Below are 27000 nucleotides of genomic sequence, written 5' to 3' on the forward strand. Positions count from 1 at the left end.
GGGGCACCCGCCGGGGCCGCCGCGCCCGCCCGCCGGGCGGGCCGCACCGGCCTGGCATTCATCGGCCGTGATCAAGCCCGAGCGACCGGCATTGCGCAAGATGCCCGGTCAAGAGCCAGCGAAGCGCTCCACCGTCAGGGACGGCGGACGGTCTCCCGGCGGCGTTCGGCCTCCACGCGGCGGATGTCGATGAACGCTTTGGCGTGACGGGCGAGCGCCCTGTCGTCCGTCCAGGTGTTGCGCCAGACCGCGCAGGCGATCGCCATGGCGGGATCGACGACCGCGTTGGAGAAGGACTCGAAGGTGATGTCGCCGGCATAGCCGATGTCGAGCAGCGCATCGAAGATCCCGTCGAAATCGACGACGCCGTCGCCGAGATGGCCGCGGTTGCTCTCGCCGATGTGGAGGTAGCCGAGCCTGTCGCCCGCAAGGCGAATGGCCGCGGCCGGATTGGCCTCCTCGATGTTCATGTGGAAGGTGTCAAGATGCAGCCGCAGCGTGTCGGAGCCGGTGGCGGCGATGAAGGCGAGGCCTTGCGCGGCGGTGTTAAGGAGGTTCGTCTCGAACCGGTTGGCGACTTCCAGCACCAGGCCCACGCCGGCCGCGTCGGCGAGGTCCGCCGTTCTCGCGATGGCGGCGATGGCGTTCCGGCGGCCGGCTGCGCTCGGCTGAGAGGCGTATTTCCGGTGCGCGGAATAGAGGATGCCACCGAGCGTCGTGCCGCCGAGGTCGCGCGTTGCCGCCACGACGTCGGCAAGGAGAGCCTCGCCCCGCTGCACCGCGTCCGGATCCTCGCTCGAGACGTCGCATTGTTCCGGCAGGCCGAGGGAGACGGCAATGCCGAGGTCCAGCGAAGCGGCCCTCCGGGCAAGGCGGTCGAGGTCGAACCGATCCGCCGGGAGATAGGCCAGCTCGATCAGCCGGAAGCCGCATTCGGTCGAAGCCTCCATCGCCTTCTCGACATCTTCCTGGGTGGATCCGGCTGTCCAGCAGCACGAATGGATTCCGAGGCGACGCATGCACCCTCCGAAAAATCATTAAGATTGATAAATCGGACAGAGGCCGGCGGGGACTCAAAGTCAAGATGCCGGCAGCGGCAGCCAGCGGCACCGTTCGGCCACCGGCGCCTCTGCTGCTTCAGGCGGCGCCGTCTAAACTGCGATGGCGACGCCGCTCGCCAAAGCCGGCGGGACGAGCGCTGCGAAAGCCACGAGCGATGCGCGAATGGCGCTCTCCTCCAGGCCGTCGACGATGAAGACGAGCCGCGAGCTGCGGTCCTCGCTCGGCCAGGCCGCCATGTGCACGGGGGGATGGACGAGGTGCTGGACGCCGTGCACGGCCACCGGCCTGTCCTCGCCGACTAGGTTGAGGATCGCCTTCACCCGCAGCACCGACTTGCCGTGGCGGTTCAGCAGCATGGTCAGCCAGATGCCGAAGCTCGTCCAGTCGAGCGGCTCCGCGACGGTCAGCGCGAAGGCGTAAATGCTGTCGCCGTGGCGGTTCGCATCATGGCTGCCGTGACGCGCATGGTGCGCGTGGTCCGCGGCGTCCTGCGCGGGGTCCGCTCCGCCGTGCGCGTGATCCGCTTCGTCCTGTATGGCTGCAGGGCGAGGGTGGGCGGCGAGATGATCGACATGCCCATGGCTGGCGTGAAGTGGGGCCTCTCTTGGCGCCGGCGACGCGGTGTCCTCGACCATCAGGAAGGCGGCGGTCCAGTCGGGCGCGTGCGCGTCGAGGAGCACGGCGGCCGGGTTCATCGCTGTGAGACGCGCTGCGAGGCGATGGCTGTCGGCGGACAAGACGAGGTCGGTCTTGCTGATCACCAGACGGTCGGCGCTGGCGATCTGGCGGGCGCATTCGGGGTAGCGAGCGAGTTGGCTCTCGGCGTTCACCGCGTCGACCAGCGTCACGACATTGCCGAGGGTGAAGTGGTGGCTGAGGACGGGATCGGCGCGGACGGTGGAGAGGATCGGGAACGGGTCGGCAAGGCCAGTGCTCTCGATCACCAGCCGGTCGAAGGCGGGGACAATCCCTTGCTCGCGCTTGGAGAAGAGGTCGCGGATCGCCGCCGAAAGCTCTCCGCGGATGGTGCAGCAGACGCAGCCGGACTGCAGCAGGACCGTGGTCTCGTCGATCCGCTCGATCAGGTGATGGTCGAGCCCGACCTCGCCGAACTCGTTGATCAGCAGGGCGGCGCCGGCGAGCGAGGGGTCCTGCAGCAGCCGGCGCAGGAGCGTCGTCTTGCCGGCGCCAAGGAAGCCGGTGACGAGGTTGACCGGAATCATGCGGCCGGCCTCAGGCGAGCGAGAAAATCGGGGTCGAGCGGGTCGAAGCTGCGACCGGAGAGGCGCTCGGCCGCCGGCCAGAGATGCGCCAGCGTCTCGATCACCTCGGTCTTGCCCGTAGCGGTCGAGAGCAGGTAGGCGCGGCCCTGCCAGTCCGTGAGGCTAAGCCGATAGGCGGCGAGCACCGCGTTGGCGACGCGGATGCGTCGCGCCCGCTCGAGCCGGCGGGTGCGCTGCGCGTCGTTGCGCGAGAACACGCCGGGGCGCACGACCGCGTCGCTCCAGTGGTTCTCGACACCGAGGACACCGCAGAGAGAACACATGAGAGAGCCTTTCGCCGGTGGCATCGGGAGGGCGGGCAGCGCAGGTCGGCCCGGGACGCCAATCCTCAGCGCGGGAAGCGCCGCGCGTAGTCGTCGGCCATCTCGTCCATGGTGACGAAGCGCACGCCCTCGTGGCCCTTGATGTAGTCGAACAGCCGCTCCAGCATCAACAGCACCTGCGGACGACCGGAAACGTCGGGATGGATGGTGATCGGGAACACCGCATAGTCCATCTCGCGGTAGACCCAGTCGAACTGGTCCTTCCAGATCTGCTCGATGTCGCGCGGGTTGACGAAGCCGTGGCTGTTCGGCGCCTTCTTGATGAACATCATCGGCGGCAGGTCGTCGAGATACCAGTTGGCGGGGATCTCGATGAGGTCGGTCTCGTGCCCGCGCTGCAGCGGCACCATCCAGTCCGACGGCTTGCCGGCATAGTCGATCTTGGTCCAGCTATCGCCGACGCGTACCCGGTAGGGCGTGAAGTCGTCGTGCATCAGCGAGTGGTCGTACTTGATGCCGCGCTCGAGCAGGAGCTCGTTGGTGACGGTCGAGAACTCCCACCAAGGCGCGACATAGCCGGTCGGCCGCTTGCCCGAGAGCTTGGTGACGAGCTCGATGCACTTGTCGAGCACCTCGATCTCCTGCTCGCGGGTCATCGCGATCGGGTTTTCGTGGGTGTAGCCGTGGATGCCGATCTCGTGGCCGGCATCGGCGACGGCCTGCATCTGTTTCGGGAAAGTCTCGATGGAGTGGCCAGGGATGAACCAGGTGGTCTTGATGCCAAAGCGCTCGAACAGCTTCAGGAGGCGCATCGAGCCGACCTCGCCGGCGAACAGACCGCGCGAGATGTCGTCTGGCGAATCCTCGCCGCCATAGGAACCGAGCCAGCCTGCGACCGCGTCGACGTCGACCCCGAAGCCGCAGAGAATCTCTTTTGCCATGACGGTCTCCTTCTGATGCCCTGCTATGCGCCTGTATTCGCAGGCAACGATAACCGAGCATCGTCTGGGCGCAAGGGCGACGGAGCCGCGATCACCAATTGCGCCCTCGCTTCACGCCGAGGCGAGCCAGGCGGACACCTTCTCCTGTGTGTGTGCGAAGGACTGGACCCCGGCATCCGAGCCGAGGCCGCCGGCGACGAGGGCGGCGACGCCCTGCGCGAAGCGGACGCCGTCCTCAGGGTTCATCTGGTGGTGCAAGGCGGTGATGAAGCCGGCATCGAAGGCGTCGCCGCAGCCCGTGGTGTCGACCACGTCGATCTTGTAGGCCGGTACCTTCAGCCGCGTGCCATCGGCGCTGGCGTAGTAGGCGCCGTCGCCCCCGAGCGTGAAGACGCAAGTTTGCGCGCCCTTCTCGAGGTAGAAGGCGGCGCAGTCCTCCGGGCCCGTCTGGCCGGACATGTCCTGCGCCTCCTCGATCGAGGGCATGAAGTAGTCGATGTAGGGCAGCAGCGGCAGGACGAGGCCGGCCGTCTCGGCGCTGGCGGCGATGAGGTCGAAGGTCACCGTGCAGCCGCGGCGCTTGGCTTCCTGCAGGAGCGTCACGCTCCGCGCGCCGTCGAGGGTGCGCAACAGACCGGTGCCGCCGAGATGGACGATCGGCGCGTCGAAGACCTGGTCATAGGCTGTTGTCGCGAGGTCGAAATGGTCGGAGGCGCCGCGCTGGTGGAGGGCCGGCCTGTCGCCGTTCGGGCGCACGTTGAGGATCGTCGCCGAGGTCGGCACGCCGTCGAGGCGCTGCATGGCCGAGGTGTCGATGCCGAGCCTTGCCATCGCGCCGAGGACGAAGTCCGCCTTCTCGTCATTGCCGACCGCGCCGACGGCAAGGCTGTTCAGCCCGAGCTTGGCGGTGTTGACGACGACGCCACCGGCGGTGCCGGCGACGGTCAGCCGGATCTCCTCGATGAACTCGACATTGCCGCGGTCGGGGATGCGGGTGACCGGGCGGCCGAGCACGTCGAGGATGTAGAGGCCGATGACGGAGACGTCGTAGCGCATGGGTGATCTCTCAAGCGGGAAAGCGTCGGCCGTCGGCGAACAGCATCAGCCGATCGCGAGGGACCGAGAGGTGGACGGTACCGCCGAGCTCGGCCGGCGGGCGGCGCTCGGTGTTCACCTTGATCTCCGTCGAAGTGCCGGCGCTGTCGCCGGCGCCGATGCGGGCCTTGGTGAGGTAGCGGCCGGCAATGCCGATCGCCTGGTCGACGAGCGTCGCCGGCACGCTGCCGGGCGAGGCCGCGCCGTCCATGCGCACGAGCTCCGGCCGGATGCCGACGGTGATCTTCGCCGCCCGCGGCAGGTTGCCGGGCGCCGTCAGCGGCTGGCCGAGGATCGGCGCGTGGACCTCGCCGTTCCGCACGGTCGCGGCGATGAAGTTCATGCCGGGATTGCCGAGGAACCAGCCGCCGAACTCCGAGGTCGGCTCGTTGTAGAGCACCTGCGGCCGGTCGTATTGCAGGATGCGGCCGTCCTTCATCAGCGCAATGCGGTCGGCGAGCGTCATCGCCTCGGTCTGGTCGTGGGTGACGTAGACGATGGTCTGCCGCAGCCGCTGGGTCACCAGCTTGAAGGCGCGGATCAACTGCAGTTTCGCGTTGACCTCGACGTTCGTCGTCGGCTCGTCGAACAGCACGATCTGCGACTGCCGGGCGACGGCACGGCCGACGGCGACCTTCTGCCGCGAGCCGGCATCGAGATCCTCGATGAAGGCGCCGGCAAGCGGGCGGATGTCGAGGACATCCAGCACCTCGTCGACCCGGCGCTGGCGCTCGGTGGCGGAAACGCCGCGGTCGTAGAGCATGGGCAGGCCGATGTTCTCGGCAACCGAGAGTGTCGGGTACATCACGGGGTACTGGAACACCATGCCGACATCGCGCTTGCGCGGCGGCAGCCGGGTGACGTCGCGGCCGCCGAACAGGATGCGGCCGCTCGTCGGCCTCTCCAGCCCGGCCAGCATGCGCATCAAGGTGGTCTTGCCGCAGCCGGAGGGGCCGAGCAGGCAGGCGACCTCGCCATCGGCAAAGCGCATGTCGATATCATTGACGGCCGTGAAGGCGCCGAAGCGCTTGGTGACGTGCTCGATGACGATCTCGGCCATGTCAGGCAATCCTCTCGTCGCGGCGGCGGCCGGTGGCGCCGTCGAAGAGCATGATGTCGGCGGGATCGACCTGCAGCGTCACGGCATCCCCGAGCTGCGGCGGCACGGCGCCGGACAGCGGCAGCGTCGCGGTCAGCGGGAAGCCGCCGGCATCGAGATAGACCACCGCCTCGCCGCCGAGGTTTTCGACCAGCGTGACGCGGGCCTCGACATCGAGCGCCCCGCCGGACCCGCTGGGGCGAGGGACGAGGCGCACCGCTTCCGGCCGAAGACCGGCGATCACCGCGCCGTCGGCAGTGGCGGCGGGAAAGCGCAAGGGGCCGGCCTCGACCGTCCCGGCGGCGGCCTTTCCGGGGATGAGGTTGGCGTGCGGAAAGCCGATGAGGTCAAGCGAGCGGGCGTGCGCCGGCCGGTCGTAGACGGCGATCGCCGTATCGTGCTGGACGACGCGGCCTTCGTCGATCACGACGAGCCGCTGCGCCATGGTCAGCGCCTCCAGGCTGTCCGACGTCGCATAGAGGAAGGTCGCCTTCAGCTCCTGGCGCAGGCTCTTCAACTCTTCCATCAGCCGCTCGCGCAACTTGTAGTCGAGGCCGACCAGCGGATCGTCGAGGACGAAGATCTCGGCGTTCTTCAGAAGGCCGCGGGCGACGGCGACGCGCTGCTTCTCGCCGCCCGACAGCTGGTCCGGCGTCTTCTTCAGAAGATGGGTGATCGACAGGATGCCGGCGGTGCGGTCGACCCGAACGGCGATCTCGTCTTTGGCGACCTTCGCCAGTGTGAGGGGATAGGCCATGTTCTCGGCCACCGTCTGGTGCGGGTAGAGCGCAAAACTCTGCGGCACGTAGCCGATCGGCCGCTGCGCCGGCGGCGCGTCGGTGATGTCGCGGCCGCCGAGCAGGATGCGGCCGCTGTCGGGCTTGTCGAGGCCGACGAGGATGCGGAAGAGCACCGACTTGCCGGCATGTGGCGGGCCGCAGATGACGGTGAAGCTCTCCGGCTCGACGGCGAGGGTGAAGGCATCGAGCGCCTTCTTGGCGCCGAAGCTGCGGGTGACGGACTGGAAGGTGAGCGACATCGCGGTTACCGGCCCATCACGGAGAAGTACGGCACCAGAAGGATGCCGACGCCGAAGACGACCGCGACGACCACGAGCACCTTGGCGATGAAATAGAGGCTGCGGCCGGTGGAGGCGTCCTTCTTCAGGTTGCCGACGGCGATCTGCAGGAGGGTCGAGACGACGAGGATGCTGAGGCCGACCTTGTAGAGGGTGAGGTTGTAGCGCTGGGCGATCAGCAGGATGCCGATCACGAGGCCGAGGATCAGCGTCGTCTCCAGCCGCTCGGGAAAGCTTCTTGCATGCTTCATGGCCTCAGACCTCGCCACGAACCGTGCCGAAGGTCATGCCGACGAGCAGGTATTTCTGGAAGATGTAGATGAAGAGGATCGGCGGGATAATGTAGATCGAGGTCATCGCCGAGATGAAGGTCCAGTTGACGCCGCCGTCGGCATAGGTGCCGACCGCCAGCGCATAGGGAATATTCTGCGTCGTCACGCCGCCAATGATGAAGTTGAACAGGAACTCGTTCCACACGAAGATCAGGTTGAAGATGAAGGCGGCGATGAGGCCGGGCCGGACCTGCGGCAGCACGACCTTGAAGATGACGTGGAACCAGGAGCCGCCATTGACGATGCCGGTCTCGTCGAAGCGCGTCGACACGCCGTCGAGGAAACCCTTCAGGATCCAGACCGAGAAGGGGATCGAGAACATCGCGTAGAACAGCATCAGCCAGAGGTGCGAATCCTTCCAGCCGAAGGCGACGTACATCAGGAACACCGGCAGGATCACCGCCGGGCCCGGCAGCATGCGGATCGACAGTAGCAGGAACATCAGGAAGTCGGTACCCTTCGGCTTGAAGCGCGAGAAGCAGAAGGCAGCGAGGAACGAGACGAAGACGGCGATGATCACCGCGCCGAGCGACAGGACAATGGAATTGCCGATCTGCAGGAACAGCGAGTCGCGCTGAAACAAAGCGACGTAGTTCTCGAGCGTCGGCGAGAAGATCAGTTTCGGCGGCATGGCCAGGATGTCGGTGCGCGTCTTGAACGACGCCAGCACGATCCAGGCGATCGGCGCGAAGAAGAACAGCGAGATCGCCCAGAGGCCGGCATAATAGGCCCATTCGCGGATGCGGCTCATCGGCTCAGCCCTCCCGCCGGCGTCGAAGATTGAGAACGAAGATGAAGACGCTGGTCATGGCGATGGAGATCAAGAGCAGCAGCACCGAATAGGCCGAGGACCAGCCCATGTTGAAGCTCTCGAAGGCCTGCTTGTTGAGCTCCAGCGCGACGAGGCGGGTTTGCTGGCCCGGCCCGCCCTTGGTCATCGGGATGATCAGGTCGAGCGTCTTGAAGCTGTCGATGGTCCTGAGAAGAATGCCGAGCATGAGGATGAACTTGCCGTGGTGCCAGATCACCAGGCTCAGCCGCCGGAAGAACGGGACGCGGTCGATCTCGGCGGCCTCCAGCTCGGCTTTCGGCACCGAGCCGAGGGCGGCCAGCGTCATCAGCGTCATGAACGGCGTCCACATCCAGCAGTCGACCGCCAGCACCGCCCAGAAGGCGATCCTCGGATTGCCGAGGAAGTCGATCGGGCCGATGTCGAACAGGCCGCTCGCCATGGCGTTGAGGACGCCGAAGGTCGGATCGTAGATGAAGCGGAAGAAGGTGCCGGTGGCGACCGGCGTCAGCACCATCGGCGCGAACAGGAGCGTCAGCGCCAGCCGGCGCCCGGGCATCTGCTTCGATCCCCAGAACAGGAAGCCGAGCGCCGCCCCGAGGAGCGTCTGGATGGTGACGCCGAAGAGCACGAAGGTGAAGGTGCGCGACAGGTCGTACCAGATGGCGTTCTTAGAATTGAAGATCTGGATAAAGTTGCGGAAGCCGACGAATTCGGGCGGCACCCCGCCGGTCAGCGAGAAGTTGTAGAAGGAAAGACCGAGCAGCCACAGCGTCGGAATGGTGTTGAAGACGATGAAGAAGATCAGCACCGGTGCGAGCAGCGTCGCCACCAGCGTCTTGCGGTCGTCGAACAGGCGGGCGAGGCGGGGCATGGGCTTCTCCGTGGACCGGCTGCGGCGGCGGGGGTGAGGCGGCGGTGGTGAGGCGCCGACCGCTTTGGCGGTCCTGCGTAGGCTTTGGTGTGGGCCTCGCGGCCGGATGGCGGCGAGGTTTATGTCTCGTGGTGCTGCCGGAGTGGCAGCAGATCGTGGCGCCGGGTTTTCAATTTCGTCATCCCGGGCTTGACCCGGGATCCATGCCAACCACGGCGACCGCCGTAGTCCGGGTCAGGTGAGCCGCAGCAAGGCGCCGACCTGGCAGTTCAGGCGATTTGGAATGGATCCCGGGTCAAGCCCGGGATGACGAAACTGAGAGGTGGCTGCCATGCTTCCGGAGGCCGGAGGCCAGAGGCCAGAGGCCCGGGGCAAGCGGGGGCACCAGGCCCCGCCCGCCCTCTATGTCGCGGCTGTCGATGCCGCGCTTACAGCGACGTCATCGCGCATGAATCCCCCGGTGCCGTCTTCGACGTGCCGGAGTCGTAGAGAATCTGCTGCTGGGCGCAGGCGATGTAGTCGAGCACGGCTTGCGGGTCGCTCGACTGTCCCGTCACGAAGGAGGAGTAGCCCTCCTGCTGCACCGCCAGCATTTCCGAGTATTTCGGGTCGTGCCAGAAATCGCGCGAGCGGCCGTCTTCCAGCATGAACTTGTAGGTGCGGTTCCACGGGTTGATGTCGTTGAAGTCGGCGCGCGACAGCGTCGTCTTGTCGGCGGGGTTGCCGCCGCGCTTGGCGAACTCCAGCGCGGTGTCGGGCTGGTACCACCAGTTCATGAAGTCGATCGCGACCCGCATCTTGGTCTCGTCGTTGAACTTGTTGATCACCCAGGGCTGGCCGCCCATGGAGTAGATCCGCTTGGCGGCCTCGCCGGTGCCGTGCTTGGGCGGCGGCACGACGAGGACCTTGCCCTTCAGCTCCTCGGTGATCATCGCCGGGCCGACGGCGGCCCACTGGATGGTCGAGAACACCTTGCCTTGCACGAAGACGTCGATGCCCTCGGCAATGCCGATATTGGTGGCGCCGGGCGGGGCGTATTTCAGCCAGTCCTTGAAGGCCTGCAGCGAGGCGGCGTTGGTCGGGGTGTTGAGAACGCCCTCGATCTGGCCGGTTGCCGGGTCCCAGAGCTCGCCGCCGCGGCTCCAGAGGAAGTTGTTGAACGCGCAGGTCGCGAAGTCGTAGACGCGGCTGTACTGCTGGGCAAAGCCCCAGCGCTGCTCGTCCGGCCGGGTGAAGAACTCGGCCACCTTCTCGAACTCGTCCATGGTGAGGGCTTCGAAGTCCTCGAAGGTCTGCGGCAGCGGCTTGCCGTACTTGGCCTGGAAGGCTTCCTTCTCCTTCGGGTCCTCCAGCCAGTCCTTGCGCACGAACAGTGCCTCGACATCGCCCTCCTGCGGCAGGCCCCAGATGTCCTTGCTGCCGTCGGGATAGGTCATGTAGGTGTCGACGACGGTCTTGGAGTACCAGTCGAGCTGCAGGCCCTTGTTGGCCGCAATGACATCGTTCAGCTGCAGGATCCAGCCGGGCTGGGCGAGCGCGCCGAGCCACTGCGAATCCGAGATGATGATGTTGAATTCCTGGCTCTTGGTGACGAGCGAGGTCGCTGCCTTCTGGAACAGGTCGGAGAACGGCGCCTCCTGGAAGGCGAAGGAGACGGTGTAGCCGTATTTCTCCTTCACGTAGTCGGCGAACAGCGGCGACATCTTCACGCCGAGCGAGGAGGGCACCCAGCCGGCAATGCCGAGGATGTTCATCTCGATCGACTGGCCCTTCAAGGGATGCGCTTCCTGCGCGCTCAGCCTGTTGATGAACGGTGCACTCAGCGCGCCGGACAGTCCGAACGCGGCTGCACCCTTTAATATTGTGCGGCGCGGCAAGATGATGCCGTGCCCAGAATTTGGGACATTCTTCATGAGACCCTCCCAGTGCAACCGCAGTTGCTAACGTTTCCGTACGACTTCTTGACGAAGTTCATTTCCACGATTCACCCCGTGCTCAACCTTTGACAGTTGCTGCAGTGCGGCGACGCGAATAGTTATTGGCGACAATATTCAAATCGGTTACAACAAATGTCAAGATGGCTCGGCGCAATGGTTTTCCCTCACGACAGAACGACAGCGGAAAGGCTCCCGGCGGGGCCGCTCCGGCGGTGAGCGCATTTCTGCCGGCGCCCCGGGAGCGCCGCGCCGCCGAGGTGATCCCGCTGCATTTCCAGGACGATCCGCTGCTCTGGGCCGGCTGGCTCTACGCCCAGGATGGCATGACCCAGAACGACATCGCCGCGGTCATGGGCGTGTCGCGCGCGACGGTGAACAACTATCTCGCCGAGGCCCGCAGCCGCGGCATCGTCACGCTGACAATGGATCCCGCGCGCCTCGGCGAGTTCTCGATCGCCGAGGCGCTGAAGCAGCATTTCCGGCTCGACGCCTGCATCGTCATCCCCGCCGCCGGTGCCGGCCGGCCGCTGATCGAGCGGCTCGGCGTCGCCGGCGCGCGGGTGCTGCGGGGCCTCGTCAAGCCCGGCGACAGCATCGGCGTCGCCTGGGGGCGGACGGTGATGGCCGTGGCGAGGTCGATGGCGCCGGTCGAGGTGCCGGACGTCTCGGTGATCCAGGTCACCGGGGGCCTCACCGCGACGTTCGACTTCTCGCCGGAGCTCTGCGTCTCGCGCCTCGCCCAGGCCTTCGGGGCCCGGTCGATCAACATCACCGCGCCGGCCATGGTCTCGAGCCCCGAGGTGCGCGAGATCCTGATGGCGGAAACGATCCTCGCCGAGCAGTTCGCACTGGTGCGCGGCGTCGACAGGCTGCTTTTCGGCGTCTGCACGACCCGGCCGGACAGCCTGATCTACGCGAGCGGGCTGATCACGCCGGAGGACATCGCCGACCCCGTCGCCAGCCGGGCGACGGCGGTGCTGGCCGGGCGGCTGATCGACGACCGCGGTAGGCCGATCGCCGGCAAGCTCGACGACCGGACGATCGGGCTCGGCCTGCCCGACATGCTGAAGATCAGGACCCGCATCGCGGTGGCCGGCGGCGCGGACAAGGTTCCGGCGATTCTGGCCGTGCTGCGCGGGCGCTACGCCAACATCCTGATCACCGATGCGCTGACCGGGCACGGCATCCTCCAGGCGGAGGGCGTGCCGGAGGCGCTCGGCCAATTGAGGGGAACGCGGAAACTGCAGGCGCTGGGAGGCAATGGCGTGAAGACCAAGAAACTGATCAACGACCCGAAGGACATCATCGAGGAAATGCTGGAGGGCATCGTCACGGCGCATCCAAAGCTCGTGCGGCAATTGCCGGACGCGCCGCGGGCGCTGGTCGCGGTCGAGGGGCCGCGCCAGGGCAAGGTCGGGATCGTCGTCGGTGGCGGTTCGGGGCACGAGCCGACCTTTCTCGGCTTCGTCGGCAAGGGTCTCGCCGATGCCTGCGCCGTCGGCAACGTCTTCGCCTCGCCGCCGCCGGACCCGATCCTCGCCTGCACCAAGGCGGCCGACGGTGGGGCCGGGGTCCTGCACCTCTTCGGCAACTATGCCGGCGACGTCATGAACTTCGAGATGGCCGCCGAACTGGCCGCGATGGAGGACATCGAGGTGCGCACGGTGGTGACCACCGACGACGTCGCCTCGGCACCGCGCGACCAGCGAGACCAGCGGCGCGGCGTCGCCGGCAACTTCTTCATCTTCAAGGTGGCGGGCGCCGCCGCGGACAGGATGTCGTCGCTCGACGAGGTCGAGCGGGTCGCCCGCAAGGCCAACGACCTGACCTTCACCGTCGGCGTCGCGCTGTCGCCCTGCTCGCTGCCGCAGACTCTGCGCCATAATTTCGAGATCGGTGACGGCGAGATGGAGATCGGCATGGGCATCCATGGTGAGCCCGGCATCCGCCGCGAGCCGCTCGGCACCGCCGACGCCGTGACCGACGCCATGCTCGAGCGGATCTTCGCCGAGTTGCCGACCGAGAAGGGCGGCAAGGTCGCGGTGCTCGTCAACTCGCTGGGGTCGACGCCGTTGATGGAGCTCTACGTCGTCAACCGCCGCGTCCAGCAGCGGCTGGCCAAACGCGGCATTGCCGTGCACGCGACTTTTGTCGGTCCCTATTGCACCTCGCTGGAAATGGCGGGCATGTCGGTGACGCTGATCCATCTCGACGACGAGCTGACTGCGCTTCTCGACCACCCTTGCGACTGTGCGATGTTCCGTGCGGGGTGAGGCCGAGCCTGCGCGGCCCGGGGCCGGAAGCCCGTTCGCCGTGACCTCTGGGAGAATTGACGTGACCGACATCGCCGCCCGCGACCTGATCGCCCTTTTCAAGGCGATCGCCGACATGATCGAGGAGCATAAGGACCATCTCAGCCAGCTCGACGGCGTGATCGGCGACGCCGACCACGGCGTGACCATGGGCATCGGCTTTGCCGCCGTCACCGAGGCGCTGGCGGGGCTCGACCCCGACGCCGAGCCGACGGCGGTGTTCAACACCGCGGCGAAATCCTTCCTCAACGCCGTCGGCGCCTCGTCCGGGCCGCTCTATGCCACCGCCTTCCTGCGGGCGGGCGCGGCGGTGAAGGGCAGAGCGGTGCTCGACCGCGACGCCATGGTCGATGCGGTCGCCGCGATGGCGCGCGGCATCCAGGAACGCGGCAAGGTCGTTCGCGGCGAGAAGACCATGGCCGATGCCTGGCTGCCGGGTGCCGAGGCGGCGCAGGCCGCCCGCGACGCCGGCCAGCCGCTCGCAGCATGCCTTAGCGCGGCCGCCGCAGCGGCCTCGGAAGGCGCCGAGGCGACCAAGGCGATGACGGCCTCCAAGGGCCGCGCCGCGCGCCTCGGCGAGCGGGCGCTCGGCCACATGGACCCCGGCGCGCGGTCGGCGGCGCTGATTATCGCCGTCATGGCCGAGCATTTCGCCGCGGCCTGATCCGCGTATCACCCGGCGGCAGCGCGGAAGGCCGTCGCGCCAAGCTACATCCCGGAAAGGACGAGAGTGCCGACGACCGAGACAGAATTGCGCCAGCATATCATCGACTGCTGCCGTGAGATGAACCGCAACGGGCTGAACCATGGGACCTCCGGCAACATCTCGGTCCGCCATGAGGGCCGCATGCTGATCACCCCGACCGCGACGTCCTATGAGGCGATGCGGCCGGACATGCTGGCCTCGATGCCGATCGACGACAGCGCGGTGGCGGTGTTCGACGGGCCGCTCCGGCCGTCTTCGGAATGGCGTTTCCACCGCGACATCCTGCGCGAGCGGCCGGAGATCCACGCTGTCGTGCACGCGCACCCGACCTTCGCAACGACGCTGTCGATCGGCCGCCTCGCCATCCCGGCCTGCCACTACATGATCGCCGCTTTCGGCGGCAACGACGTGCGCTGCTCGGATTTCGCCGTCTACGGCACGGCCGCGCTTTCCACCCATGCGCTGAAGGCCCTGGAGGGCCGTACGGCCTGCCTCCTCGCCAACCATGGCAGCATTGCCCTCGGCACCGATCTCGACAAGGCGATGTGGCGCGCCGTGGAGCTCGAGACCATCGCCCGCCAGTATTTCTACAGCCTGCAGCTGAAGGACGGTCCGGTCATTCTGGGCGACGCGGAGATCGAGGAGACTCTCAGGAGCTTCGGGGCCTACGGCCTGCAGGCGAAGCCGACGGCGTAGCCGTTGATCCCAATCCGGAACGCTCGGCAAGGGCGTTAGGGCGTTCTGCGACCGCGGAACTGGTCGCCGTCCGCTTGCGGCGCGCCGACGGCATGGCGTACCTCAGGCGATGCCGGGCAGCGGTCGAAGGCTGCGCCCATCTCCGGCGAGGCGCCTTTGGCCTTGCCGAGAAACAGGAAGGTCAATGCGCGTGTCCCACGATATTCTGGTCCTCGATGGCGGCATGAGCCGCGAACTGGTGGCGTTCGGCGCCACGCTGCGCCAGCCCGAATGGTCGGGGCTTGCTCTGATCGAGCAGCCGGAGATCGTCGAGAAGGTGCACCGCGTCTTCATCGAGGCCGGCGCCGACATCGTCACCACCAACAGCTATGCGCTGGTGCCGTTTCACATCGGGCAGGAGCGGTTCGACCGGGATGCGACGATGCTCGCCGACCGCGCCGGTCGGCTGGCGCGCGCCGCCGCCGATGCCTTTCCGGAGCGGCGGGTCCAGGTCGCCGGCTCGCTGCCGCCGCTGTTCGGCTCGTACGAGCCGGAAAACTTCGATGCAGCGCTCGCGCCCAGCTATCTCAGCCGGCTCGTTCCCGGCCTTGCCCCGCATGTCGACCTCTGGCTCGGCGAGACGCTGAGCCTGATCGCCGAGGGCCAGGCGGTCTGCGATGCGGTGGCGGCGAGCGGCAAGCCGGTCTGGATCTCTTTCACCCTCGACGAGGAGTCCGCCGGCCACGGCACGCCGAAGCTGCGCTCGGGCGAGACGGTGAAGGCTGCGGCCGAGTGGCTCGCGCAGTCGCCGGCGGTGGCGATGCTGTTCAACTGCAGCCAGCCGGAAATCATGGCGGAAGCCGTCAGGGTCGCCGCCGCGGTGCTGGGTTCCGCCCGCCCGGACGTCCGGATCGGCGTCTATGCCAACGCCTTCGAGGTCAAGGCGGACGACGAGGTTGCCAACGAGACGCTGACCGAGCTGCGCGGCGATCTCGAGCCCCGGCGCTATGCCGGCATGGCGGCGGAGTGGGTCGAGAAGGGCGCCTCGATCGTCGGCGGCTGCTGCGGCATCGGCCACGAGCACATCCACTGCGTCCGCGAGGCCTTTCCGGGCTGAAAGCCGGGCAAGAGCGAGGAGGCCGGCAATGCCGGCCTACTGAAGGTCAGGCCGTGGGACGCAGCAGGTCGAAGGCGGCGAGCGACAGGCCGACGACGCCGTAGCCGATGCAGCGCTCGTCCGGCTGGTAGTCCGAATTGTGCAGCCTGTCGTCGCGGCCCGGCGTCTGCGCGCCGACGCCGAGCTGGAAGGCCGGCACCTTGGCGCCGACGAGGGCGAAATCCTCCGCGCCGAGCGAGGCCGGCCGGGCGTGGACGACGTCGCCATAATGCTCGGTGATGCTCTTTACCGTCGCGCGCAGCAGCGTCTCGTCGCTGACGAGCGAGGGCACGCCGCGCACCATGTCGAGCCGGCAGTCGACCCGCATCGACGCCGAGACGCCGGCGCAGATCCTGAGGATCGCCTGCTCGATCAGGTCGCGGTTTTTCGGGTGCTGCGTGCGCACCGTGCCGATCAGCCGGCAGCTGTCGGGAATGATGTTGTGGGCGAGCCCGCCCTCGATCCCGCCGATGGTCAGCACAGCCGGGTGCATCGGGTCGACCTCGCGGGCGACGACCGTCTGCAGCTGCAGGATCAGCGTCGCCGCCGCCACAATGGGGTCGCAGGCATGCTGCGGCCGCGCGGCGTGGCCGGACGTGCCGGTGACGAGAATGCTGAACTCGTCTGAGGATCCGTTGGAAATGCCGGGCGTGTAGCTGAAGCTGCCGACCGCCTCGTCGGGGTGGTTGTGGAAGCCAAGCGCCATGTCGACGCCATCGAGCGCACCATCGGCGATCATCGCCGCCGCACCGCTGTCCGACGTCTCCTCGGCCGGCTGGAACATGAAGCTGATGCGCCCGGACAACTCGTCCTTCAGCCGTTCCATGACCTCGGCGACACCGAGGAGGGTCGCCACGTGCAGGTCGTGCCCGCAGGCGTGCATCTTGCCCTCGATCGTGCTGGCGAAGCCAAGCCCCGTCTGCTCGTGGATCGGCAGCGCGTCCATGTCGGCGCGGATCAGGAGGTGGGGGCCGGGCCGGCCGGTGTCGATCTGCCCGAGGACGCCGGTGCGGCCGATGCCGGAGCGCGCCGAAATGCCGAGCGCCGCCAGCTTGTCCGCAACGATGCCTGCGGTCCGCACCTCTTCGAACCCGACCTCCGGATGGGCGTGGATGTCCCGGCGGATGGCGACGAGGTCGGGGGCGATCGACGCGGTGATTTCCTCGATCTTCGAGCTCAGGCTGTTGGCAAGCATGGTGATTCCTTCGGCGGCAAGTGGCGGGGAGGGACCGCAAGATCCCTCGCACCAGACAGCGCCTACCGTTTTTCAAGCGCCACCGCGAGAGCGTCTGCCGCACCTGTCGGCTTCACGAGACCTTCATGCCGTGTCCTTTGCGGCTTTCTGTTTTTTCGCCATGTTGGCGTCTGTCGGCCCAAAACCACACGGAATTGAGTATTTCTTCCCTTTCGGCCGGGCCGGGCGAACGCTATCCCTGCCGGATATCTCAGACGCAGGAGCACCACGGCATGACGGACAGATTCGAGAGCGGTCCATTCTTCACGGGCATGAGCCGGCGTAGCCTCCTGAAAGCTTCCGCCATGCTCGGCGCCGGCGCGCTCCTGTCCGGCAGTGCGCTCTCGGCCGCTTTGGCGCAGGAGGCTTCGACGCCGAAGCGGGGCGGCCATCTGATCCTCGGCCTCGACACCGCCTCCAGCTCCGACAGCCTGGACCCCGCCTTCTACACCGAAGCCTACATGTACACGGTCGGTTTCCAGCTGTTCAACACGCTGGTCGAGATCGACGACACCGGCGCGCTGGTGCCCTCGCTCGCGGAAAGCTGGGAGCCGGTGCGGCCGGACGGCTCGGCCTGGCGCTTCAAGATCCGCAAGGGCGTGCAGTTCCACAACGGCAAGGAGCTGACGGCCGCCGACGTCATCTACTCCATCAACCACCACCGCGGTGAGAAGAGCGGCTCGGGTGCCAAGGGCCAGCTCCTGACCATCACCGAGCTGGCCTCGCCGGCGCCAGGCGAGGTTGTCTTCACCCTCGATTCCGGCAATGTCGACTTTCCGGCGACGCTGACCGACTACCATCTCGGCATCGGCCCGGACGGCGGCGACTTCGCCAAGGGCATCGGCACTGGCGCGTTCAAGCTCGAAAGCTTCCAGCCGGGCGTGCGCGCCTTGACCTCGCGCTTCGACAGCCACTGGAACCCGGCCCGCGGCCATGTCGACAGCTGCGAGACGATCGCGATGAACGACGCGACCGCACGGCTTGCCGCGGTCATGAGCGGGCAGGTGCACGCGATCAACCGCGTCGAGCCGCGGATGATCTCGCGGATCCAGTCGCTGCCTTCGATCGCGCTGACGACGTCGCCGGCAAACACGATGTTCACCTTTCCAATGCGGATGAACGCCGCGCCGTTCGACAATGACGACGTCCGCAAGGCGCTGAAATACGCCATCGACCGCGAGGCGATGGTCGCGACCGTCATGGGCGGCATCGGCACCGTCGGCAACGACAACCCGATCGCGCCCTGGAACAAGTATTATTCCGACGATCTGCCGAAGAATGCCTACGACCCGGACAAGGCCCGCTTCCACATGAAGAAGTCGGGCTTTGCCGGCGCCTTCGAGCTGTCGGCCTCCGACAACGGCTTCCCCGGCGCGGTCGATGCGGCCCAGCTCTTCCAGGTTTCGGCCAAGGCCGCCGACATCGACATTCAGGTCAACCGGGTGCCGAGCGACGGCTACTGGGACGAGGTCTGGATGAAGAAGCCGTTTTGCGCGTCGAACTGGTCGATGCGGCCGACGGCCGACGCGATGCTGTCGCTGGTGTTCAAGTCCGACGCGCCGTGGAACGAGACCGTCTGGAAGCGGCCCGACTTCGACGCCAAGCTGATCGCCGCGCGGTCGGAGTTCGATGAGACCAAGCGCAAGCAGATCTACCACGACCTGCAGCTGATGCTGGTCGAGGACGGCGGCGAGATCATCCCGGCCTTCTCCGACCTGAAGGTGGCGTCGTCGACCAAGCTGTCGGGCGTCACCAGCGTGCCCGGCGGCGGCGACCTCTGCGGCTACCGCCTGCCGGAGAAGGTCTGGTTCAACGCCTGATCGGACGGGAATGCGGCGACGGCTTTTGGGCCTTCGCCGCTCCCTTTCTTCGCGCAAGGCCCGGTGCTGGTGACGGCGGCGGGCCTTGCCGCGCAGATCTCACGCCTGTCTCCCCGAAAGGCTCCATGGCTCCGAAAATCCTGAGCGTCGAGACCGACGCCGCGCTTCCCGGGCGCGCCGATGTTGTTATCGTCGGCGGCGGCATCATCGGCCTGACAACGGCGATGCACCTCGCCGAGGCCGGGATTTCCTGCGTCGTCTGCGAGAAGGGTGTCCTGGCCGGCGAGCAGTCGAGCCGCAATGCCGGCTGGGTGCGCCAGCAAGGGCGGGACGTCCGCGAGGTCGAGCTGTCGATCAAGAGCCTTGCCGCCTGGAACAGCCTTGACGCCCGCATCTCGGGCGATACCGGTTTCCGCCAATGTGGCAGCGTCTATGCCTTCCGCGACGAGAGCGAGCTTGCTCCTTATCAGGCCTGGATCGACCGCGCGCGGGAGTGCGGGCTGCAGACGAGAGTGATCGGCCGGCGGGAGATCGCCGAAAAGGCCCCCGGCTTCGAGCACAGCTACCCCGTCGGGCTGTTCACCCCGAGCGACGGCCGGGCGGAGCCGCAGCGCGCGGCCCCGATGATCGCCCGGCATGCGCGCTCGCTCGGCGTCACCGTCCTCGACCACTGCGCTGTGGAGGGGATCGAGACCGCGGCGGGCGCGGTTTCCGCCGTGGTGACGGAAAAGGGCCGCGTCGCGACCTCGACCGTGGTCGTTGCGGCCGGTGCTTGGTCCTCGATGTTCGTCCGCCCGCTCGGCGTCCGCCTGCCGCAGCTGAAGGCGCGCGTCTCGATGGCCAAGTCCGACGTGGCTTTGGGTGGACCCGATGCGGCGCTCTGGATACCCGGCCTCTGCATCCGCCGCTGCGACGATGGCCGCTATTCGATCGAGCAAGGCGGGCAGTACATCGCCGACATCGTGCCCGATAATCTGAGGTTCTTTCGCGACTTCCTGCCCTCATTGCTGCAGCAGCGCGGTGACGTAAAACTGCGCCTCGGCCGGCGGTTCTTTCGCGAACTCGGCTACGAGAACTGGTGGAAGAAGAAGGGGCCGTCGCCGTTCCGCCGGGAGCGCACGCTCGATCCCATCCCCTCGCAGGCGATCGTCGACGGAGTGAAGGCGATGATGAACCAACACCTCTCGGCGCTCGGCAAGGCCGAGGTGTCCGAGACCTGGGGCGGCTATGCCCACGTGACACCGGACGCCATTCCTGTCATTTCCCGGGTGGGACAGGTGCCGGGACTGGTGCTTTCGACCGGCTACTCCGGTCATGGTTTCGGGTTGAGCCAAGGGGCCGCGCGGCTCACAGCCGACATCGTGCTCGATCGGGCACTGCCGTCCGAGGCCCGCCATTTCGATTTTCAGCGCTTTTCGGCGAGAGCCTGAGCGAGCAGAGAGGCCACAAGTGATCGACATCGACAGCCAGAGCGTCGCACTGGCCGCCGCGCCAGACGCCCGGCGGCGCGACCGCTCGACGGGGATCGCCGGGCTGATCATTCGCCGCGTCGGCCTCGGCCTGTTGACCTTGCTGGCGGTGTCCCTGCTGATCTTCGCGGGCACGCAGATCCTGCCGGGGGATGTCGCCACCGCCATGCTCGGCCAGCAGGCGACGCCCGAGGCCGTGGCCGCCATCCGCGCGACGCTCGGCCTCGATCAGCCGGCGCTGCTGCGCTATGCGCACTGGCTCAGCGGCATCGTCCAGGGCGATCTCGGCATCAGCACCAGCAACCGCCAGGAGATCGCCGCCAGCCTCTGGCCGCGGCTGCAGAACACGCTGTTTCTCGCCGGCTTTGCCGCGATCGTCGCAACGCCACTGGCGCTGGTGCTGGGCGGCGTGTCCGTCCTCTACCGCGACCGCTTCCTCGACCGCTTCATCAACATCGTGACGCTCGCGGCGATCTCGCTGCCGGAGTTCTTCGTCGGCTACCTCCTGATCGCCTATGTCGCGGTGCAGTGGAACTGGCTGCCAACCAATTCCCTCGTGTTCGACGGCATGCCGCTGGTCGACCGGCTGGAAGCGGTGCTGCTGCCGTGCCTGACGCTCGTCCTCGCCGTCCTCGGCCACATGATGCGGATGACCCGCGCGGCGCTGATCAACGTGATGTCGGCGCCCTACATCGAGACCGCGAAGCTCAAGGGCCTGCCGCCCTGGCGAATCGTCTTGCGGCACGCGCTGCCGAACGTGCTCGGCCCCATCATCAATGTCGTGATGCTGAACTTCGCCTACCTCGTCGTCGGCGTCGTCGTGGTCGAGATCATCTTCGTCTACCCCGGCATGGGCCAGTACATGGTGGACCACGTCACCAAGCGGGACGTCCCGGTGGTGCAGGCTTGCGGCCTGGTGTTCGCGGCGATCTACATCGGCCTGAACCTTGTGGCGGACATCCTGACGATCCTCGTCAATCCCCGCCTGCGCCTGAAGCGGTGAGCCGATGCCCCGTCTGACCCTTTCCGCCGCGCTCGCGCTGATCGTCCTTGGCCTTTTCGTCCTCGTCGCCGTCTTGGCGCCGCTGATCGCCCCGCATCCCGGTTACCAGCCGATCGGCGGCGTCTGGGAGCCCGCTTCCGCCGCCGCCCCGCTCGGCACCGACACGCTCGGCCGCGATCTCCTGTCGCGGCTGATCTTCGGGGCGCAGATCACCCTCGTCATCGCCGCCGCGGCTACGGTCCTCGCCTTCGTCGGCGGCACGGTCTTCGGCTTTCTCGCGGCCGCCATGGGCGGCTGGGTCGACCAGCTGCTGTCACGGCTGAACGACGTCCTGATGTCGATCCCGACGCTGATCTTCGCGCTGGTGGTGTTGTCGATCTTGCCGAAGACGACGACTGTGCTGATCGCGGTGATGGCGGTGCTGGAGGCGACGCGGGTGTTCCGGGTGAGCCGGTCGATCGCTGGCGACCTCGTCGTCGCCGACTATGTCGAGGTGGCGCGGATGCGCGGCGAGGGCTGGGCCTGGATCGTCTTTCGCGAGATCCTGCCGAACGCTCTGTCGCCACTGCTGGCCGAACTAGGCTTGCGTTTCGCCTATGCCGTCCTTTTCCTTTCGACGCTTTCCTTCATCGGGCTCGGCATCCAGCCGCCGGCGGCCGACTGGGGCGCCCTGGTGCGCGAGAACAAGGACGGCCTCCTGTTCGGCATCACCTCGGCGCTGATCCCGGGCTTTGCCATTGCCATCCTCGCTGTCGCCGTCAATCTCGTCGTCGACTGGCTGATCAACCGCAGCAGCAGCACCAAGGGAGGACGCTGAGATGAGCTTGCTCAGCGTTCGCGACCTCGAAATCCGTGCCGTCTCCGGCAAGGCGCAGGACGGCACGGTCATCGTCGACCGGGTCTCGTTCGACCTGGCGCCGGGCAAGGTGCTCGGCCTCATCGGCGAGAGCGGCGCCGGCAAGTCGACCATCGGCCTCGCCGCCATCGGCCACCAGCGCGAAGGGCTGGCGATCACCGGCGGCAGCATCGCCTTTAAGGGTGCCGAGCTCGGCCGCATGTCGCCGGCAGCGCTCCGCGACTTCCAGGGCAACGCCGTCGCCTACGTCGCGCAGTCGGCCGCGGCCGCGTTCAACCCAGCGCAGACGCTGATGGCGCAGATCATCGAGGCCTCGCTCTGGCACGGCCAGCTCAGCCGGCGGGAGGCCGTGGCGCGCGCGACCGAGCTCTTCCGCTTGCTCGCGCTGCAGGACCCCGCGACCTTCGGCGACCGCTACCCGCACCAGGCCTCCGGCGGCCAGCTGCAACGGGCGATGACGGCGCTGGCGCTCTGCCGCAAGCCGGCGCTGATCGTCTTCGACGAGCCGACGACGGCGCTTGACGTCACCACCCAGATCGAGGTGCTGGTGGCGATGAAGCAGGCGGTGAAGGAGACAGGAACTGCGGCGCTCTACATCTCGCACGATCTCGCCGTCGTCGCGCAGATCGCCGACGACATCCTCGTCCTGCGCAAGGGGAAGACCGTCGAGCTCGGCAGCGCCGACCAGATCGTCAACCGCCCCGCAGAACCCTACACCCGCGACCTCGTCGCCGTCCGGCAGGCCGCGCGTCCCGGCGCGACCGAGACCGCCTTGGATCTTCTCCTGGTCGAGCAGCTCGACGCCGCCTATGGTTCCTCGAAGGTCCTCCATGGCGTCAGCCTTGCCGTCGGGCGTGGCCGCACGCTGGCGGTCGTCGGCGAGTCCGGCTCGGGCAAGTCGACGCTGGCGCGGGTGATCATGGGGCTTCTCCCGCCGTCGAGCGGCTCCTTGCGCTATGATGGCGCCGTGCTCGATCCGGCGTTGCGAAGGCGCAGCAAGGAGGCGCTGCGCAAGATCCAGATCGTCAACCAGATCCCCGACACCTCGCTCAATCCACGCCAGAGCATCGGCGAGATCATCGGCCGGCCGCTGACCTTCTATTCCGGTCTGCGGGGCGCTGCGCGCCGGGCAAAAGTCCTGTCTCTGCTGGCGGAGATGGAACTGCCGGCAAGCCTTGCCGAACGCTATCCGGCCGAGCTCTCCGGCGGGCAGAAGCAGCGCGTCTGCATCGCCCGCGCGCTGGCCGCCGAGCCCGAACTGATCGTCTGCGACGAGCCGACTTCGGCGCTCGATCCGCTGGTCGCGGCCGGCGTCCTCGGCCTTCTAGCCCGGCTGCAGGCCGAGCGCTCGGTCTCCTACCTCTTCATCACCCACGACATCGCCATCGTCGAGGCGATCGCCGACAGTGTCGCCGTCATGCACCAAGGCAAGATCGTCCGGTCAGGCCCGAAGCAGACGGTGCTGTCGCCGCCCTTCGACGACTATACCGACCGGCTGCTCAAAGCGGTGCCGCGGATGGAGATCGGCTGGCTGGAGCGCTACCGCGCGGCGCTGTAGCGCTTAATCTGACGCACACGAGGCAGCGCCACCGTGGCTGCGCGCCGCAGCGGCCCCTGTCGCAGCGAAAGGGCTACTGACGGTTGGCTTGTCGCCCCACGACGTAGGACCGGCTGAAAGCCGTCTCGTTCTATTCCCGTCATGGCACCGTGAAATCCCCCTCAGACGACGCGAACCACCCGCTTGACTTATCAACCTGACAGACGTCAGATGTCAGACAACTTTTGGGGCTGGGGAGGGGTGCCGTGCTGAACAATCTCTCCCGTCTGCCGCGGTCCGACCGGGTCAAGGACGTCGTTTCGGCCTTTGCCGACTTTATTGCGAAGTCCGGGCTCGGGGCGGGCGACCGGTTGCCGACCGAGCGCGAGATCATGGAGGCGCTCGGCATCGGCCGCTCCACCGCCCGCGAGGCGATGCGCTATCTCCAGGCGCTCGGCATCGCCGAGACGCGCAAGGGAAGCGGCTCCTTCCTGCTGCGGGTTGTCTCCCCGTCGACCATCCACATGCCGTTGTCCTTCGACGCCCTGCACCAGCGGGATGCGCTGCTGCAGACGCTGGACGTTCGCCGCGGGCTGGAGGTGGAGGCCAGCATGCTGGCAGCCAAGCGCGCCGATGCGGACGACATCGCCGATCTCGGCGCGAAGCTTGAGGAAATGGAGCGGGTGCATCTGGAGAAGGGGACGGCCGGCCGCGAGGATCTCGCCTTCCATCTCTCGATCTACGACGCCACGCACAATCCGATGTTCCGCCAATTGCTGGAACAGATGCGCGAGGCCTTCGAGCACTTCTTCGCAAAACCCTTCGACCGGCCGGATTTCGCGCGCCGGTCCTTTCCCTTCCACCGCGAGCTGTTCGAGGCGATCGCCGGCGGCAACCCCGCGCTCGCGCGCGAGAAGACGCTCGCGATCCTCGACATCGTCGAGGAGGATATCAAGGACATGTCCCTATGAACGATGGCGCCTTTTCCGCCGCCGACGCCGCCTTCATTGTGGCGCATGACGAGCCGAACCCCTATGAGGCGGTCGTCCCGCCGATCGTCCAGACCTCGCTCTTCACCTTCTCGTCCTACCAGGACATGGAGGAAACCTACCGCGGCCTGAAGGTCCGGCCGACCTATTCGCGTGGTCTTAACCCAACGGTGCGGATCTTCGAGGAAAAGATCGCCGCGCTCGAGGGCGCCGAGGATGCGCTGGGCTTTGCCAGCGGCATGGCGGCGATCTCCTCGACCGTCCTGACCTTCGTCGAGCCGGGCGAGCGCATCGTCTGCGTCCGCCACGTCTATCCCGATGCCTACCGTCTGTTCGAGACGCTGCTGAAGCGCCTACGGATCGAGGTGACCTATGTCGACGGCCGCGACGAGGCAGCGGTGGCCGCCGCGATGCCCGGTGCGAAACTCTTCTACATGGAGAGCCCGACCAGCTGGGTGATGGACGTGCACGACGTCGGCGCTCTGGCCGGGATCGCCCGCGCCCACGGCGTGATGACGGTCATCGACAATTCCTGGGCCTCGCCGATCTTCCAGAACCCGCTCGCGCTCGGCGTCGACATCGTGCTGCATTCGGCCTCGAAATATCTCGGCGGCCATTCCGACGTGGTGGCCGGCGTCGTCGCGGGTTCGGCGGCGCATATCGGTGAGATCCGCTCGGCGACGCTGCCCTATCTCGGCGGCAAGCTGTCGCCCTTCGACGCCTGGCTGCTGATCCGCGGCCTGCGCACTCTGCCGATCCGGATGAAGGCGCACGAGAGCGCGGCGCTGGATCTCGCGCAGCGGCTGCTGGAGCACCCCGCGGTGGAATCGGTGCAGCATCCGGGCCTCGCCAACAGCCTGCCGGCGGGACTTACCGGCACGTCAGGCCTGTTCTCCTTCATCTTCAAGGACGGGATCGACATCCCGGCCTTCAGCGACCGGCTTTCGGTGTTCAGCCTCGGCGTCAGCTGGGGCGGGCACGAAAGCCTGGTCGTGCCGGGGAGGGTGGTTCGGGCCCAGGCGGCCGCGCCGAACTCCGCCGTCGCCTTCGGCATCCACGAGAATTCCGTGCGGCTGCATGTCGGGCTGGAGGGCGCGGACACGCTCTGGCGCGACCTTGCCGCCGCCATCGACCACGCGACGCTCTGAGGGACGTCGCCGCTTTCTGCCTGAGACCAGATCAACCCGTGCCCGGCATGAGACCGGCCAGACAAGAAGGATGACGCGATGCTCAAGATACTCCTGACGGCGACTTTCCTCTCCACTTGCCTCATCGGCGCGGGCCAGGCGCAGACGGTGCTGAAACTCACCGAGGTCATCACCAGCCCCGAGCGCACTGAGACCTTGCAGACTCTGGTGAAGACCTTCGAGGCCGCCAATCCCGGCACCACCGTCGAGATCACCTCGCTGCCCTGGGGCGAGGCTTTCGAGAAGTTCGCGACCATGGTCTCCGCCGGGGAGACGCCGGATGTCGTCGAGATGCCCGACACCTGGCTGGCGCTCTACGCCAAGAACGGCGCGCTGGAGAATCTCGAGCCCTACCTCAAGGACTGGCAGTACACCGCCGGCCTCAACGACCGCGCGCTGCAGTTCGGCCGCGCCGTCGACAACACCGCCTACACGCTGCCCTACGGCTTCTATCTCCGCGCCATGTTCTACAACAAGAAGCTGTTCAAGGAGGCCGGCGTCGAGGCGCCGCCGGCGACGCTAGACGAGTTCACCGCGGCCGCCGAGAAGATCTCGAAGCTGCCGGGGAAATCGGCCTATTGCCTGCGCGGCGGCCCCGGCGGGCTGAACGGCTGGGTGATGTTCGGCGCCATCGCCAATGGCGACAACACCTTCTTCAAGGAAGACGGCACCTCGACCTTCGCCGAGCCCGGCTGGGTCAAGGGGCTCGCCTACCTCACCGACTTCTACAAGAAGGGCTATGCCCCGAAGGATTCGATCAACTGGGGCTTCAACGAGATCGTCGCGGGCTTCTATTCCGGCACCTGCGCCATGCTCGACCAGGATCCCGACGCGCTGATCTCGATCGACGAGCACCTGTCGGCCGAGGAGTATGGCGTCGCGCCGATGCCGAAAGGCCCATCCGGCAAGACCTTCCCGACGATTGGATATGCAGGGTGGTCGATGTTCTCGGCCAGCGCCAACAAGGATCTCGCCTGGAAGCTGATCGAGACGCTGGAAGGACCGGAGGGCAACATCGCCTGGAACAAGCGCACCGGGGCGCTGCCGGTGCATAAGGCGGCGGAGCAGGATCCGTTCTACGCGCAGGAGAAGTTCAAGGGCTGGTTCGAGGAACTGTCGGATCCGAACGTCGTGCCGACGATGATGCCGACCGATCTCGAGGAGTTCGCCTTCTTCAAGGACTCGCTGGTGATCAAGACCAGCCAGGAGGCGCTGCTCGGCGCGACGACGCCCGAGGATCTCGCCAAGACCTGGGCGGACTACCTCACCGCCGCCAAGCAGAAGCAGATGGCGCAGTAGTTC

Annotated in this window: 25 protein-coding genes; 12 read left to right on the top strand and 13 right to left on the bottom strand. The window is 67.1% G+C overall.

Annotated elements, in window-relative coordinates; translation table 11 throughout:
* Window positions 1-134: 134 nt before the first annotated feature.
* From ACZLZQ_RS13265 to ACZLZQ_RS13315, 11 genes are all read right to left on the bottom strand, one after another.
* Complete coding sequence (locus ACZLZQ_RS13265) at window positions 135-1019, bottom strand: sugar phosphate isomerase/epimerase family protein (protein WP_472949742.1); 885 nt, start codon at window positions 1017-1019, stop codon at window positions 135-137.
* 132 nt (window positions 1020-1151) lie between these two features.
* Window positions 1152-2285, bottom strand: coding sequence for a CobW family GTP-binding protein (locus ACZLZQ_RS13270; protein ID WP_472949743.1), 1134 nt, complete (start codon window positions 2283-2285; stop codon window positions 1152-1154).
* Window positions 2282-2608 carry a hypothetical protein gene (locus ACZLZQ_RS13275; protein WP_472949744.1) on the bottom strand — a complete coding sequence of 109 codons (327 nt, stop codon included), beginning with the start codon at window positions 2606-2608 and terminating at the stop codon, window positions 2282-2284. Before ACZLZQ_RS13275 ends, ACZLZQ_RS13270 begins: the two co-directional genes overlap by 4 nt.
* Before the next feature lie 65 nt (window positions 2609-2673).
* Window positions 2674-3549: a polysaccharide deacetylase family protein gene (locus ACZLZQ_RS13280; protein ID WP_472949745.1), complete on the bottom strand. Its 876-nt coding sequence runs from the start codon at window positions 3547-3549 to the stop codon at window positions 2674-2676.
* Between the two features lie 111 nt (window positions 3550-3660).
* Window positions 3661-4605: a carbohydrate kinase family protein gene (locus ACZLZQ_RS13285; protein ID WP_472934018.1), complete on the bottom strand. Its 945-nt coding sequence runs from the start codon at window positions 4603-4605 to the stop codon at window positions 3661-3663.
* Between the two features lie 10 nt (window positions 4606-4615).
* The gene (locus ACZLZQ_RS13290; RefSeq protein WP_472949746.1) at window positions 4616-5704 is read right to left on the bottom strand and encodes an ABC transporter ATP-binding protein; all 1089 of its coding nucleotides are present in this window, start codon (window positions 5702-5704) and stop codon (window positions 4616-4618) included.
* A 1-nt stretch (window position 5705) separates the two neighbouring features.
* Window positions 5706-6782, bottom strand: a complete 1077-nt coding sequence (locus ACZLZQ_RS13295; RefSeq protein WP_472949747.1) for an ABC transporter ATP-binding protein — start codon at window positions 6780-6782, stop codon at window positions 5706-5708.
* A 5-nt stretch (window positions 6783-6787) separates the two neighbouring features.
* A complete protein-coding gene (locus ACZLZQ_RS13300; protein ID WP_472949748.1) occupies window positions 6788-7072 on the bottom strand; it encodes a hypothetical protein in 285 nt (94 codons plus the stop codon).
* 4 nt (window positions 7073-7076) lie between these two features.
* The gene (locus tag ACZLZQ_RS13305; protein WP_472934014.1) at window positions 7077-7904 is read right to left on the bottom strand and encodes a carbohydrate ABC transporter permease; all 828 of its coding nucleotides are present in this window, start codon (window positions 7902-7904) and stop codon (window positions 7077-7079) included.
* 4 nt (window positions 7905-7908) lie between these two features.
* The gene (locus ACZLZQ_RS13310; protein WP_472934013.1) at window positions 7909-8817 is read right to left on the bottom strand and encodes a carbohydrate ABC transporter permease; all 909 of its coding nucleotides are present in this window, start codon (window positions 8815-8817) and stop codon (window positions 7909-7911) included.
* A gap of 428 nt (window positions 8818-9245) precedes the next feature.
* Entirely contained in the window at window positions 9246-10730 is a 1485-nt protein-coding gene (locus ACZLZQ_RS13315) for an ABC transporter substrate-binding protein (protein ID WP_472949749.1), read from the bottom strand.
* Between the two features lie 164 nt (window positions 10731-10894).
* Here ACZLZQ_RS13315 and ACZLZQ_RS13320 point away from each other — a divergent pair, with 164 nt between their 5' ends.
* The 3 genes from ACZLZQ_RS13320 to ACZLZQ_RS13330 all read left to right on the top strand — a co-directional run bounded on the left by ACZLZQ_RS13320 (window position 10895) and on the right by ACZLZQ_RS13330 (window position 14468).
* Window positions 10895-13027, top strand: a complete 2133-nt coding sequence (locus ACZLZQ_RS13320) for a bifunctional sugar-binding transcriptional regulator/dihydroxyacetone kinase subunit DhaK (protein WP_472949750.1) — start codon at window positions 10895-10897, stop codon at window positions 13025-13027.
* 61 nt (window positions 13028-13088) lie between these two features.
* On the top strand, window positions 13089-13730 hold the full coding sequence (dhaL, locus tag ACZLZQ_RS13325) for a dihydroxyacetone kinase subunit DhaL (protein ID WP_472949751.1): 642 nt from the start codon (window positions 13089-13091) through the stop codon (window positions 13728-13730).
* Between the two features lie 66 nt (window positions 13731-13796).
* The gene (locus ACZLZQ_RS13330) at window positions 13797-14468 is read left to right on the top strand and encodes a class II aldolase/adducin family protein (RefSeq protein WP_472949752.1); all 672 of its coding nucleotides are present in this window, start codon (window positions 13797-13799) and stop codon (window positions 14466-14468) included.
* 35 nt (window positions 14469-14503) lie between these two features.
* On the opposite strand, the gene ACZLZQ_RS13335 is transcribed toward ACZLZQ_RS13330, so the two are convergent.
* Window positions 14504-14653, bottom strand: coding sequence for a hypothetical protein (locus tag ACZLZQ_RS13335; protein ID WP_472949753.1), 150 nt, complete (start codon window positions 14651-14653; stop codon window positions 14504-14506).
* Between ACZLZQ_RS13335 and ACZLZQ_RS13340 the strand changes: the two genes are divergently transcribed.
* Window positions 14653-15564, top strand: a complete 912-nt coding sequence (locus ACZLZQ_RS13340) for a homocysteine S-methyltransferase family protein (protein ID WP_472949754.1) — start codon at window positions 14653-14655, stop codon at window positions 15562-15564. The genes ACZLZQ_RS13335 and ACZLZQ_RS13340 overlap by 1 nt on opposite strands.
* Before the next feature lie 46 nt (window positions 15565-15610).
* Here ACZLZQ_RS13340 and ACZLZQ_RS13345 read toward each other — a convergent pair whose 3' ends face one another.
* Window positions 15611-16798, bottom strand: a complete 1188-nt coding sequence (locus ACZLZQ_RS13345; RefSeq protein ID WP_472949755.1) for a M20 metallopeptidase family protein — start codon at window positions 16796-16798, stop codon at window positions 15611-15613.
* Window positions 16799-17070: 272 nt separating this feature from the next.
* Here ACZLZQ_RS13345 and ACZLZQ_RS13350 point away from each other — a divergent pair, with 272 nt between their 5' ends.
* The 8 genes from ACZLZQ_RS13350 to ACZLZQ_RS13385 all read left to right on the top strand — a co-directional run bounded on the left by ACZLZQ_RS13350 (window position 17071) and on the right by ACZLZQ_RS13385 (window position 26997).
* On the top strand, window positions 17071-18657 hold the full coding sequence (locus ACZLZQ_RS13350; protein ID WP_472949756.1) for an ABC transporter substrate-binding protein: 1587 nt from the start codon (window positions 17071-17073) through the stop codon (window positions 18655-18657).
* A gap of 125 nt (window positions 18658-18782) precedes the next feature.
* The gene (locus ACZLZQ_RS13355; protein ID WP_472949757.1) at window positions 18783-20087 is read left to right on the top strand and encodes an NAD(P)/FAD-dependent oxidoreductase; all 1305 of its coding nucleotides are present in this window, start codon (window positions 18783-18785) and stop codon (window positions 20085-20087) included.
* Between the two features lie 49 nt (window positions 20088-20136).
* Window positions 20137-21129 (top strand): ABC transporter permease, encoded by a 993-nt coding sequence (locus ACZLZQ_RS13360; RefSeq protein ID WP_472949930.1) that lies wholly within the window; start codon window positions 20137-20139, stop codon window positions 21127-21129.
* A 4-nt stretch (window positions 21130-21133) separates the two neighbouring features.
* Window positions 21134-21946, top strand: coding sequence for an ABC transporter permease (locus tag ACZLZQ_RS13365; protein WP_472949758.1), 813 nt, complete (start codon window positions 21134-21136; stop codon window positions 21944-21946).
* 1 nt (window position 21947) lies between these two features.
* Window positions 21948-23543, top strand: coding sequence for an ABC transporter ATP-binding protein (locus ACZLZQ_RS13370; protein ID WP_472949760.1), 1596 nt, complete (start codon window positions 21948-21950; stop codon window positions 23541-23543).
* A gap of 245 nt (window positions 23544-23788) precedes the next feature.
* Window positions 23789-24493 (top strand): FadR/GntR family transcriptional regulator, encoded by a 705-nt coding sequence (locus ACZLZQ_RS13375; RefSeq protein WP_472934002.1) that lies wholly within the window; start codon window positions 23789-23791, stop codon window positions 24491-24493.
* A complete protein-coding gene (locus ACZLZQ_RS13380) occupies window positions 24490-25659 on the top strand; it encodes a PLP-dependent transferase (RefSeq protein ID WP_472949761.1) in 1170 nt (389 codons plus the stop codon). The genes ACZLZQ_RS13375 and ACZLZQ_RS13380 overlap by 4 nt, the downstream gene beginning before the upstream one ends.
* Window positions 25660-25737: 78 nt before the next feature.
* The gene (locus ACZLZQ_RS13385; protein WP_472949762.1) at window positions 25738-26997 is read left to right on the top strand and encodes an ABC transporter substrate-binding protein; all 1260 of its coding nucleotides are present in this window, start codon (window positions 25738-25740) and stop codon (window positions 26995-26997) included.
* Window positions 26998-27000 lie beyond the last annotated feature (3 nt).

The sequence above is a fragment of the Mesocryomonas lacus genome (assembly GCF_055730105.2).

Coding starts and splice junctions, on each gene's coding strand:
- ACZLZQ_RS13345 (WP_472949755.1), bottom strand. CDS start 16,798: ATGCTTGCCAACAGCCTGAGCTCGAAGATCGAGGAAATCACCGCGTCG.
- ACZLZQ_RS13305 (WP_472934014.1), bottom strand. CDS start 7,904: ATGAGCCGCATCCGCGAATGGGCCTATTATGCCGGCCTCTGGGCGATC.
- ACZLZQ_RS13385 (WP_472949762.1), top strand. CDS start 25,738: ATGCTCAAGATACTCCTGACGGCGACTTTCCTCTCCACTTGCCTCATC.
- ACZLZQ_RS13285 (WP_472934018.1), bottom strand. CDS start 4,605: ATGCGCTACGACGTCTCCGTCATCGGCCTCTACATCCTCGACGTGCTC.
- ACZLZQ_RS13295 (WP_472949747.1), bottom strand. CDS start 6,782: ATGTCGCTCACCTTCCAGTCCGTCACCCGCAGCTTCGGCGCCAAGAAG.
- ACZLZQ_RS13340 (WP_472949754.1), top strand. CDS start 14,653: ATGCGCGTGTCCCACGATATTCTGGTCCTCGATGGCGGCATGAGCCGC.
- ACZLZQ_RS13320 (WP_472949750.1), top strand. CDS start 10,895: ATGGCTCGGCGCAATGGTTTTCCCTCACGACAGAACGACAGCGGAAAG.
- ACZLZQ_RS13355 (WP_472949757.1), top strand. CDS start 18,783: ATGGCTCCGAAAATCCTGAGCGTCGAGACCGACGCCGCGCTTCCCGGG.
- ACZLZQ_RS13265 (WP_472949742.1), bottom strand. CDS start 1,019: ATGCGTCGCCTCGGAATCCATTCGTGCTGCTGGACAGCCGGATCCACC.
- ACZLZQ_RS13310 (WP_472934013.1), bottom strand. CDS start 8,817: ATGCCCCGCCTCGCCCGCCTGTTCGACGACCGCAAGACGCTGGTGGCG.
- ACZLZQ_RS13300 (WP_472949748.1), bottom strand. CDS start 7,072: ATGAAGCATGCAAGAAGCTTTCCCGAGCGGCTGGAGACGACGCTGATC.
- ACZLZQ_RS13315 (WP_472949749.1), bottom strand. CDS start 10,730: ATGAAGAATGTCCCAAATTCTGGGCACGGCATCATCTTGCCGCGCCGC.
- ACZLZQ_RS13370 (WP_472949760.1), top strand. CDS start 21,948: ATGAGCTTGCTCAGCGTTCGCGACCTCGAAATCCGTGCCGTCTCCGGC.
- ACZLZQ_RS13350 (WP_472949756.1), top strand. CDS start 17,071: ATGACGGACAGATTCGAGAGCGGTCCATTCTTCACGGGCATGAGCCGG.
- ACZLZQ_RS13290 (WP_472949746.1), bottom strand. CDS start 5,704: ATGGCCGAGATCGTCATCGAGCACGTCACCAAGCGCTTCGGCGCCTTC.
- ACZLZQ_RS13270 (WP_472949743.1), bottom strand. CDS start 2,285: ATGATTCCGGTCAACCTCGTCACCGGCTTCCTTGGCGCCGGCAAGACG.
- ACZLZQ_RS13275 (WP_472949744.1), bottom strand. CDS start 2,608: ATGTGTTCTCTCTGCGGTGTCCTCGGTGTCGAGAACCACTGGAGCGAC.
- ACZLZQ_RS13365 (WP_472949758.1), top strand. CDS start 21,134: ATGCCCCGTCTGACCCTTTCCGCCGCGCTCGCGCTGATCGTCCTTGGC.
- ACZLZQ_RS13280 (WP_472949745.1), bottom strand. CDS start 3,549: ATGGCAAAAGAGATTCTCTGCGGCTTCGGGGTCGACGTCGACGCGGTC.
- ACZLZQ_RS13380 (WP_472949761.1), top strand. CDS start 24,490: ATGAACGATGGCGCCTTTTCCGCCGCCGACGCCGCCTTCATTGTGGCG.